The 12,254-nt window shown below is 42.5% G+C and carries 3 protein-coding genes and 2 pseudogenes; all 5 read right to left on the reverse strand.

Annotated elements, in window-relative coordinates; genetic code table 11:
* Positions 1 to 29: 29 nt before the first annotated feature.
* A complete protein-coding gene (locus GEZ89_RS05775; protein WP_153225306.1) occupies positions 30 to 2,735 on the reverse strand; it encodes an ABC transporter permease in 2,706 nt (901 codons plus the stop codon).
* Between the two features lies 1 nt (position 2,736).
* Positions 2,737 to 3,438, reverse strand: a complete 702-nt coding sequence (locus tag GEZ89_RS05780; protein ID WP_153225307.1) for an ABC transporter ATP-binding protein — start codon at positions 3,436 to 3,438, stop codon at positions 2,737 to 2,739.
* A 347-nt stretch (positions 3,439 to 3,785) separates the two neighbouring features.
* Positions 3,786 to 10,733: pseudogene (locus tag GEZ89_RS05785) on the reverse strand (SIALI-17 repeat-containing surface protein); the annotation flags it as partial.
* 200 nt (positions 10,734 to 10,933) lie between these two features.
* Positions 10,934 to 11,084, reverse strand: a pseudogene (locus GEZ89_RS09850) (YSIRK-type signal peptide-containing protein); the annotation flags it as partial.
* A gap of 605 nt (positions 11,085 to 11,689) precedes the next feature.
* The gene (locus GEZ89_RS05790) at positions 11,690 to 12,247 is read right to left on the reverse strand and encodes an SMI1/KNR4 family protein (RefSeq protein WP_153225309.1); all 558 of its coding nucleotides are present in this window, start codon (positions 12,245 to 12,247) and stop codon (positions 11,690 to 11,692) included.
* Positions 12,248 to 12,254: the final 7 nt, after the last annotated feature.

Consider the following 12,254-nt stretch of genomic DNA (forward strand, 5'->3'; position numbering starts at 1 on the left):
CTTTCTTATTTGTTTTTGTCCTCGATCAACTATTCTACAGACTTGAGGGCTTCAAGCATATCTACCTTTCGGAGATAATGATTGACAAAAAAGCCTAGGATAGTCAAGATGACACTAACAGCTAGAATTGGGATGAGATACACTTCCCAGCCGACCTTGGGTTGAAAACGGAAGGTTCCAGGTGCAATCATCTGAATGAGAAATTGATGGAGATAAAAGCCTGATACCAATCCTACAATCATTCCAATTAGTGACAATATGATGGTCTCCCGATAGATGTAAAGGGTCACTTCTTTGTTATGAAAACCAAGAACCTTGATGGTTGAGAGTTCCCGAATCCGTTCAGCAACATTGATATTGGTCAAATTATAGAGAATCACAATGGCTAGTAGCACCGATACCAGCACCAAAATCGCCATGGTATGATTCAAAGAATTGGCAAAACTTTCAAAGAGCTGAATGGTGGAGGCGTTTTGAACGAGGCCACTGACAGCCGCCTGGTCCATAAATTCTCCTGCGACTCTTTCGGTATTGACTTCACTTTTATCCTTGAGTTGGACCAAATAAGTATTCATCTTGGGTGCTTGACCGTATATCTCCTCATAGGTCGCTTGACTTATATAAACAAAATGGCCTACGTAGTGTTCGGTAATGGCTCCAACCTTAAAGGTTTTTCCATCTATTGTAAAGTTGTCACCAACAGAAACTCCTGCCAACTGGGCCAATTTTTCTGTCAAGACAACTCCGTTAGATAAGCTCAGTTTTTCCCCATTTTTTTCCAAGAGGACAAAGGGAGCCAGGTCATCTTGATCCGTTACCATCATGGTCACGGTTTGAACACCTGCCTTGCCAGCATACTTTTCTTCAATCTGTTTGGAAGAAATTAAACGATAGTTTTCAACTTCATCACTTTTCAGTTTTTCCTCTAGCTTGGCCTTGTCAGAATCAGAAGCTCGAGAATTGACAGAGAGAACCATCTGGTATTGTTGCAGATCCTTAAACTGCCTGTCTGCCACGCCAACCACAGAGGATTGAATCCCAAGCCCTGCAAAGAGGAGGGCTACTGAACCAGCAACTCCAAAAATGGTCATCAGCATACGCTGCTTATAACGGAAAATGTTGCGGGCTGTCACTTTCTGAGTAAAACTCAAGCGTGACCAGATAAAGGTTATCCGCTCCAAGAGAATTTTAGAACCCTTGACTGGTGGCTTAGGTAGTAATAATTGCGCTGCTTCTTCATGCAATTCTCTGCGAGATACAAGGTAGGCAGGTAGGACACTAGCCACTAAGCTTAGAGCCAGAGCTAAACAACTATAGGTCCAGTAGAAATACTGCTGACTCTCACCAACAATCATTCGCTCAGTAATGATATGCGAAATAGTAGGTGCTAGGATGTAGTGACCAAGCAAAATTCCTAGAAGGGTTCCAAGAGTTCCAGCAACCAGACCGTAAATCACAAACTTAGCAATGATATCCTTGCTATGGTAGCCTAAAGCCTTAAAGATACCAGCATTGGTCCTTTCCTCGTCTACAAATCGTGTCATGGTGGTAAAGGTAACCATGGCTGCAACGGCATAGAGAACAACTGGAAAGATATTCCCTACGGCACGAATACTCATAGCCGAGTTACTATACATAAGGTAACCTTGGCCAGTAGGAGAACTCTTGCGATTGTAGACATGATAGGTTGGCGCTGTCAGAGCATTGACCTCATCCTGACTGGTCTGCCACTTAGCCTTTTCACTCGCCAGATCTGTTTCGGCTTGACTCAGCTTTTCCTTTTCTTGCTTTAGTTGTTCTTTTGCTTCTTCTAACTGACTAGATGCTTGACTTTTTTGTGGTTCTGGTAGTTGGCTCACTTGATTTTCTTGAGCTTGTAAACGCGTTTCGACTTCCTGCAGGCGTTTCTTGCCCGCTGTCAAGTTGCTTTCAGCCTCGTCTAGCTGTTTCTTGCCCTCATCAAGGGACTCTTGAGCGTCCTTTTTCATTTTTTCTAGCCGCGCTTGACCATTATCAGCAACTAAGTTCTTTAGAGTTGCTTCTTCTTCCTCTAGCTTCTTTTCGTAATCACTGGAGAAAGGATTGACATCTGTTAAACTAGCAAAACGCAGACGGGCAATCGTGTAAACAGAGCTCTTAAAATTTGCTTCAGTTACGACACCATAGGCTGCTAGATTCCCATTACCACTGGCTGAACTCCCCATATCCGTTTTTGAGAAAATATCTGGAGAGTGGACGAAGCCTGTAATGGTATAACTATCCCGCTTCAACTGAGAATTACTGCCCTTCTTTTGACTCAACTGAATGACTTGACCAATCTGATAACGATCTTTCCAAAAGTCCGCCAAAGCCAATTCATCTTCTTTTTCAGGCAAACGACCTTCCGTTACTTGAAATTTTGAAATCTTTTCAGTATTTGAAAAGATCCGTATGGCATCTTCACTGTTTGCCAGAGTCAAATCTGTCATATAACCAAATTCGACATCTGCTCCTGATAGAGTTTGCAATTCTTCCTGGTCTGCCTGATCTAGACCATAATCTGCTATGACGGTCACATCTGCCGCATTAGTTTCTTTCAGATAAGCCCAAGCTGTTCGCTCCATATTAGGACTAGCAACCTTGAGACCAACCACGGCTAAAGAACCTAACATCATCAGAGTTAGGATGGATAAAAACCGTCCCTTTGAACCTGTGAAAGACTGGAGCAGGTCTTTCCAATATGTCTTTCTTTTCATCTTAGTACTCCAAATCATCAATATCCTGTGGTTGAGGATTGAGGACAACACTCTTGACACTGGCATCATGCATCTGAATCACCCGATCAGCTATTGGAGCTAGGGAGGCATTATGGGTCACAATGATAACGGTAGCCCCCTTCTTACGTGACATATCTTGAAGAATCTTTAGAACCTGCTTACCCGTCTGGTAGTCCAAAGCTCCCGTTGGTTCATCACAAAGGAGAATTTTAGGATTTTTTGCCACCGCTCGAGCAATGGATACTCGTTGTTGCTCACCGCCTGACAGCTGAGCTGGAAAGTTATTTAGACGGTGTCCTAAACCTACATCCTTGAGAACCTGCTCAGGATCCAAGGCATCGGCAACAATTTCTGAAGCAAGCTCAACATTTTCCTTGGCAGTCAAGTTAGAAACCAAGTTGTAAAATTGAAAGACAAAGCCAACGTCATCTCTACGATAGTTAGTTCTCTGATGAGAAGTGAAATTCGAGATATTAGTTCCATCAATCCAGACTTGCCCTTCATCGTTTGTATCCATACCACCTAGAATATTTAAAACGGTTGACTTCCCTGCACCAGATGACCCAAGGACAATGACTAGTTCTCCCTTTTCAATCTCGAAGTTGACATCTCGATTGGCTACGATTTCTGTATCACCAGTATGATACCTCTTATAGCTGTTTTTCATTTCAATATAAGCCATCCTATCTCCTCCTCTTCTCCTATTTTCATCTTTATTATAACTCTTTTGAGGAGAGAAAGAAAGCTTATCCCTGTAGACTTTAGAGAGATTTTCAAAGTCCTCAGATGAGCTGAATTCAAGTCAGTATAGCCATGCCTTACTCACCATGTTTCTGAGGCAATTCCTCTAGTTTGTTATTTTAGTTTTTTGTCGAATATCATCTCTGGTCTTCTTTTGCAATTAATTGTTTAGATAAAAAAGCGAACAAGACCAGCTTCTGTTTATCAGAAAACTAGTTTTGTCCGCTTTTTATTGTCGAGATTAGTCTCTTGATCCAATCTCTATGACTTGGATGCTTTTACATCATCTTATTCGTCGTCTCTTTTCTTGCCCATTGCAAACATACCAAGAAGTGCTCCTACAACACCTACGGCTGCAAGGCCAGCATTTTCTTTAGTGCCTGTCTCTGGGAGTTTGTATTGATGACTTGCAGGTGCTTGGTAGGTCTTATCTTGTGACATAGCAAGAGCTATTTGTGACTGCTCATCTTTGAATTCTGGAAGTTCATGGATAGCTCCTTCTGATCCATTGACACCACCTGTGAATTCTGGACCTACTTCTTGAACAGCTGCTGCTTCACCATTCACACCACCAGTAAATTCTGGGACTTCATGGATAGCTGCTTCTGCTCCATTGACACTGCCTGTGAATTCTGGGCTTACTTCCTGAACAGCTACTTCTTCACCTGCTGTACCAATAGCTCCTGTGTATTCTGGGATTTCATGAACAGCTGCTTCGACTGCGTTAACGCCACCCTTGAATTCTGGGACTTCTACTACTGGTGCTGCTTCATCACCTGCTGTACCAATAGCTTCAGTGTATTCTGGAACTTCATGAACAGCTGCTTCTGCTCCATTCACACTGCCTGTGTATTCTGGGATTTCCACTACTGGTGCTGCTTCATCGCCTGCTGTGCCAATAGCTTCAGTGTATTCTGGAGCTTCATGAACAGCTGCTTCGACTGCGTTAACGCCACCCTTGAATTCTGGGACTTCTACTACTGGTGCTGCTTCATCACCTACTGTGCCAATAGCTCCTGTGTATTCTGGAACTTCATGAACAGCTGCTTCGACACCATTTACTCCACCAGTAAATTCTGGAACCTCATGGATAGCTGGATCTGTTTTACCAGATACTTCTTTCTTAGTTCCGACTAAGACAATCTCATCTTGCGGTGCTTCAATAGTTTCACGAAGTTTTTCAGTACGGCTTCCATCTAGTGCTACTTCAGTCAGGATACGTTCTTTACCTTCACGACCTGCTTGAGTTACACGAGTTTCACCTTCTGCTAGAGTTGGATCTTCTTTCTTCACTGTCTTGAAGCTGAGAGCTTCTTCTACCACTTCTAGGCTAGGAAGCTCTTCCTGAACAGCTGGGGCAACTTTTCCAGTTTCAACCTTTTCTTTGGTCAATTGGATACGGTATTCCTTGACGTGTTTACCACTTTCTGAAACGAGACGTACCAAGACTGGAAGTTTATCGTCACCACTATCGACAACTGTTGCCGCTACGTTTTCACCAGCTTCAACGGTCACTTTAGGACGGTTTCCACTATAGGTTACTTGGTAATCCACACGAGCTTCAGAGAAGTCAGCAAGCTCTCTACCATCCACAAGAAGTTTAGAAGCTGTATTGTCCTTAGGTGCTTCACTTGGTGCGATAAAGGCCATTTCAGTGATAGCCACACCCTTCTTGTCTGCTTTTCTGTCCATGCGCCATCTCATAGCTTTAGCTTTGACTGGTGCAAAGGTTACATGGATGTCAGTTCCTGCTTGAATCTCTTGATCCGCACGGTATTCAACTTTCTCCCAGTTAGAAGGAGTGTTGAATGGGTGATCAGGATCGTATGGTTGGTAGTTAGAGTAATATTCTGGTGAATCAAATTCTGGTCCAACATAGCGTTCTAATACTAGTTTAGAAGGGGCGTCTGTTCCACCATCTGCAAAGAATCGAATTTTTCCTTCTGCTACTGAACGCTCAACAATCTTACCAGCTTCTCTAAAGATAACCCCTACTGAAACTTCTGGATTAGAAGATGGAGTTGGAGACCAGTTGGTCCAACGACGGCTTTCATCATCTGAACCATCGTTAACATAATCTACACGGTCATGAGAGTTTGGATCAATATCGTTAGTTGCTGAGGCAAATGAACGGTTGCTATCGTCATCGAAGTCTGGGTTGTCTGAAAGATTTTCTCCGAGTTTGTCTGTTACACGAACAGCTACTTCAGCAGTTAAATCAGTACCCAAAACGCGACCATGAACTGTAAATTCACCTGCTTTTGTTAGATTTTCTGCTGGAACTGCTTCCCAGTCAACAGCCAAGTCCTTGACTTCATAGCCATCTTTTCCTGTAAAGTAAACAGGAACTTTGGCTGGTAATTCTAAGGCTTGTCCTTTAGCAACCAAGCGAGAGGATTTGGCAACAGCAACAGGTTTACTTGCGAGCAAATCTTTATCATTTGTGAAGTGTAGGCGGTATTCACCTAGGATATCTCCGTTTTCAGCCTTGACAACAACACGAACTGGATCTCCTTCACCTACGCTTGGTACAACTGTTGCAATACCATTTTCAGTGACACTTGCTGTAACAGCTGGAGCTTTTCCTTGGCTTGCTTCTAGATAGTAGTCAGTCAAGCCTGGGTTAAAGTTTGGCAAATCTTTTCCATCTACTTGGATTTTTGCTTGAGCATTCTTAGCTGCAGCTACTTGTTTAGAGAAGATTTGCATTTCTGTAATAGAAGTACCCCATTTACCATCTGGTCGAACCATGCGTATACGAACTGCGTAAGTGTTGACTTTATCAAAGCTAAAGTGGGTCATTTCTCCAGCTCTTACTTGATCAGGAGCCTTGAGATTTGTTACTTCTTTCCAGTTTTTATCGTCATTAAAGACATGGTCTTCACGTGCTACGAAGCTTGGATTCTTAGGAACTGTTGGAGTTGCTGAACCAACATAGTATTCGATGACATAGGATTTAGGTGCACCAACACCGTGGTCTTCGTGGAAGGCGACATTGAGGTTATCCACTGAACGTTTAGACATGATACCAGAGTCACCAAAGAGAATCCCTACGGATGCTTCACTTGTACGGTTCCAGTTTGTCCAGCGGTTTGCTGGTTGGTTGTTATATGAAATTAGTTTGTCATTGACATTGGCTACTGGGTCACTTGGATTTGAGTCTGATGCAAAGGCAAGTGGCAATTCTGAACCAGTCCACTGGTCAGAAATATTTGCACCAGTTTCTGTCTGAGCAGACACACGAACATGAAGTTTAGTTGGTAGTTGAGTACCTTCGACATGTCCTGTCACAGTAAACTTGCCTTCTTGTGCGTATTGGCTTGGTTCAATTGCGTCCCAAGTTACTTTAGCTGAAGAGACTTGGCCATTTGAGTGGTAAGTACGAACGCTCTCTGGTAGTTGAGGAGCTTCTGCAACTGGAGTTGTTACGCTCACTTCTTCGACAGCAATAATACCTTCTACAGATACCTTAGCATGTGCTTCTTTCTCAATTCCTTCAACTTTACCTAGGACTTCAAAACTATGGTATTTAGCAAGATCTTCCTTAGCAACTGCTTGCCAAGTCACCTTGTGAACCTTCGGAAATCCTTTGTCATACTCTACAGTTACAGTAGCAGGTAGACTTGGTTCTTGGTTCAAACCTGTCACGACACTAACTGGACGGATGGCTTGGACAACTTTGCTTTCAGTATTTGCTTGAATGTTCAAGTCAATCTGACCTTCTGCTCCTTCAAATTGAGCTTTCAGAGTTACTTGACCAGGTTTATGCAATTCAAGCATACCTTTACGAACAGCTACATCTCCTTCACCTGCAGTGGAGAAGGTAACCTTATCAGCTTTCAAGACTGCTTGTGTACCGTCTTGATAGTGAGCCAAGACCTTGATACCGACAGTTTGGTCTTCTTTCAAAGTAGCTGCATTTTCAACTTCTAGGCTCAAACGTTCAATTTGTGGAGCTTCTTGTAGGAATTGGATAGCATAGGTTTGTAGTGGGCCACCATCGTTTGGTTGAACATGGATGCTTGCACGCATACCATTTGCTTCATTAGCTTGAATAACTGTCACTTGAGCATTTTCAGCTGTAGCTTTGACCTCTGGCAAGGCTGCTCCATAAGCAAGCTTGTAATATTTTACAGGTTGGTCTGTTGAAAGACCTTCAACCGCTTGATCTGCTACAGTTACACTTGGAACTACTGGATTAGCAGCTTCCCCTTCTGCAACTACCAAGGTCGCAGCGATTTCTTCATCTTCTAAAATACCTTTTGCTGGGATGCGAGAGCCTGGGATTGCTAGTTTAGCTTGGTCTTCAGCTGCAATTTCCCACTTATTAACATCATAGCTTGCTACAGTACCATCTGACAATACGTAGGAAACAGATTTGTCAACTGAACTTAGGTCTGTATTTGGAGCGATTCTCTTGACTACAGGTAATTCTGCTTCGAGAGCCAAGACTTCAACACGCGCTTCGACGTTTCGTCCATCTGCTACACCTTTAACAGTCACAATTCCTGGTTCATTGACATCAACTGCTGACCATTCTACTGGAAGTTTTGTACGGCTACCATCACTGTAGATAAATGCAACCTTCTTAGGCATTTTCGGTGCTTGACCGATAACAGTACGGACTTTAGCAACTTCTGTACCCAAAACTGTTTTTTCAGCTTGGTCTTTCTTACCTGTGAAGATAGTAGTTTGATCAGATTTCAAGAGATCAGAATGAGCAGTCAAGGTAAATTTACCAGCTTGCTCAGTTGATTTGACAATGACAACACCCTTACCATTGAAAGCTTTACGAACCCATGAACCGTCAGCTTGCTCTTTGTAACGTTCACGGCTTGCTTGTTCACCGTTATCCACACCGACAATCTGACCTTGGCCGTGCAACTGGAAGCGAACAAGGTTATTGGCAGTTGGAACTACATTACCAGCGCTATCAACGATTTCGTAGTAGATATAAGTAAGATCTTTTCCGTCTGCTGCGATAGCATTTTCTTCTTTGACTAGGCGAACACCTGCAGGTTCACCAGCAGTCGTAACCTTATCACGAGCAATTTCATTACCAGCCTCATCGCGAGCTACTGCTTCCAAGGTTCCAGGTTGATAAGCAACCTTCCACTCAAGGTAAAGTTCCTTTGCATTGGCACCTTCTTGGTAAGTACGGCCATCGCTTGTTTGTTTCTTGTTAAAGGTTTTCTTACCTAGGGACTCACCATTCAAGAATAGTTCCACACTGGCAGCATTTGAAAATGCACGAACAGGAATCTTACCATCTGCGTCAGCTACATTTGCTTTCAGAGTAGGATCTTCCCAGTTCCAATGAGGAAGGAGGTGAACCATTGGTTTCTTCTGAGCAGAAACCCATTGGCTTTGGTACAAGTAGTAGTCATTCTTAGGAATGCCAGCTGTATCTACGATACCAAAGTAAGAACTCTTAACTGGTGTGTTGTTTTGGTTGTGCCATGGAGTAGGCTCACCGATATAGTCGGTACCTGTCCAGATAAACTGACCAGCATAACCAGCATTGTCACGGTCAAAAGTCCACGATGCAGTGGCTGTTTTACCCCAACCAACACGGTCATTACCATAGTCTGATTGCTCATAATGACGGTAAGCTTGGTTGCTATGAACTAGCTCACTTTCTGGACGGAAATAGCTACCACGAGTACGAGTTGCAGAAGAAGTTTCTGAACCGTAAATCAACCAATTCGGATGTTTCGCACGAAGCTTCTTGTAGTTGTCCTCTGAGTAGTTAAATCCAACCGCATCAAGTTCGTTGGCAATCTTTTCATGATCACCACTACCATCACCAAAGCGGAACTTATCTGCTCCCATAGTAACATAGCGTGTCTTATCAACTGCTTTAATAACTTGGACCAAGCGTTTAACAGTCGCTAGAGAACGAGCCTTACCGTCTGCTTCACCGATTTCATTACCGATAGACCACATGACGATAGCAGGGTTATTCTTGCCTCTCTCGACCATTGTACGTAGGTCAAAATCAGACCATTTTTCACCTTTTTTAGCATCTGGGTGAGTGGCGTCTTTGTCAAAGAAACGTCCGTAGTCATACTGTTTCTTCCCACCGTACCAAGTATCGAAGGCTTCTTCTTGCACCAACAAACCTAGTTCTGCAGCGATCTGCAAGGTCTGCTCACTAGCTGGGTTGTGGGTTGTACGGATAGAGTTCACACCCATATCCTTCATCTGTTTCAGACGACGGTATTCTGCCTTATAGTTTTCTTCAGCCCCTAGAGCTCCGTGGTCGTGGTGAAGAGAAACCCCATGGAATTTGATGCGTTCACCATTCAAAGAGAATCCTTCATTTGGTGTCCAGTTATAGTAACGGTAACCAAACAAGTCCTTCTTAGCATCGACCAATTGACCATCACGATAAACACGAGTCACTAATTCATAAAGAGCTGGTTTATCATTAAGGACTGTCCAGAGTTTTGGCTTCTCAACTTGCAAAATAGCATTTAGGCTAGTTGATTGATGAGCTTTCAAGACTTGGCTATCTGTACGAACCACGTCCGTTACAGCCTGACCATTTCTTTCAATAATTTGGTATTCAGCAACAATTTCATGATCTTTGTCATCTGTATTGACAATCTTACTTGTTACATGAGTATCAACCTTACCATTTTGTTGTTTTTCAAGGTCTGGTGTTAAGATAGTTGTTCCATTTTTCTCAGCATGAACCTTATCTGTGACTTGAAGGGTAACATCGCGGTAAATACCACTTCCTGAATACCAACGGCTACTTGGTTGTTTATTGACCGCATGTACAGCTACGACATTCTCACGACCGTCTTTATTGAGATAGTCAGTGATGTCATATGAGAATTGGTTGTAACCATTTGGATAGTGACCAACTAGCTGACCGTTTACGTAGACTTGCGAATCCATATAAACTCCATCAAAGACCAGACGAACATTCTTATTAAGGTCTTTTTCATCAAGTTTAAAGGTCTTGCGATACCAAGCATCCCCACCATTCAGTTGTCCACCCTCATTTTGGGCAGGAGACTGATGGTCGAAGTCGTTATAGATACTCCAGTCATGAGGAAGGTCTAATTTCTTCCAGCTTGATACATCGGCATCTGGTCTGATGGCGTCTTTGGCATTAGCATTGAGTTTAAAATGCCAGTTTTGGTTAAATTCTACTTTACGGTCCTCAACCAATTGATTTACCTCCTCGCTGGTAGCCGGTTTTAGGTCCGGTTTTTCCGTTTGAGAAGATTGGTCTTGAGTAATTACTTGAGGTTTCTTATCTAGCATGGAATCCTCTTTTTTGTCAGAGTCTGATTGTAGAGTTTGATCGTCCTGTGCTTTTTCAGCTTCATGGCTTGGAGCAACTGCTTCATCAGCAACTGAATTGGCCGTTTCAACAAGGTTCTCTTTTTTAGATTCGTCCTCTACTTTTTCTGTAGCAACTGCAATTGGAGTTTCATCAGCTGAAACTGGGTTTGCACCAGCTACACTTGCTCCAAATAAGACTGAGCAAGTACCGATGACTACAGAGCAAGTTCCAACGGTAAATTTTCGGATACTATACACTCTTTTTCGATTCCAATGATCTTTTCTCATAAGATCCTCCTTATATTCGTAACCGCTTCCAATTTTATGTAAGCGCTCTACTTTTTCAGTAGTATTTTGCTTCTATTTTATAAAATAATATAAGAAATTTCAATACTGGCAGCATAAAAATCATACTTTTGATTCTTTTTTCTATAATTAGTAGAAAACTTTGAAAATCTGAATGTACATTTAGTGAATGATTTTACTAAAAAAGGTGGTGAGACAGAAATCGATAGACAAAGTCTCGATTTCGTAGTCCCAGCCTCGCGAGGATGATTAGGATCTTTTTGGAGTCTAATACTCAATGAAAATCAAAGAGCAAACTAGGAAGCTAGCCGCAGGCTGCTCAAAGCACTGCTTTGAGGTTGTAGATAGAACTGACGAAGTCAGCTCAAAACACTGTTTTGAGGTTGTTGATAGAACTGACGAAGTCAGTAACATACCTACGACTAGGCGACGCTGACGTGGTTTGAAGAGATTTTCGAAGAGTATAAAAGACGAACAGAAAGTTCAATCAGCTACCGCGTCAAAGTTTGATTGCTAATAAAAAGTGAGGTCGGGATCTTTTGTCCCAACCTCTTTTACGGACTATCAAACTGATATTTCCTATTAGATTATTGACTAGATTTCCCCTTTTCCAATAGCTTGACCATCTCATTTTTTCGTTCTTCAAGCTCGGCAATTTGCTGAAGCAAAAGCTCTGAAAAATCACATTCAAGCTCTTCAGTTTCGCCACTATTATACCAATCTAGAGCTACTATATGATTGTCTTTATCAAAGCAAAACATGACATCTCCATCACCGATGATAGACAGAAATGGAATATAATCCACAAAGCCCAGAGCGTGTAATTCCTTTGTTTGAAGACGAATGTCTAGAAAGTCTGGGATGCCATTTGCAATTCCCAAGACCTTAATACCTCGACAGAAGGTCCAAAATGGTGCTACATCGTAAGCCTTGGCTATTGGCCATAGCTCTTCCCTGACTTCCATAAAGAGACCTCCAAGAGATGACATGGTGAATTCCCTGAAATCTTCTGGCAGACGAATGCCGTATTGATTTTCAAAATCCTGAACTTCTTCTTCCGATGGTTCATTGCCCATGCAGGCGACAACCTGATAAGTTTCCTTATCATAGTGACGAAAATAATCATAAACTTCCTTGAGTGCCATTATTTTA

It is taken from the genome of Streptococcus mitis (assembly GCF_009496285.1).
Classification (GTDB): Bacteria; Bacillota; Bacilli; order Lactobacillales; family Streptococcaceae; genus Streptococcus; species Streptococcus mitis_BP.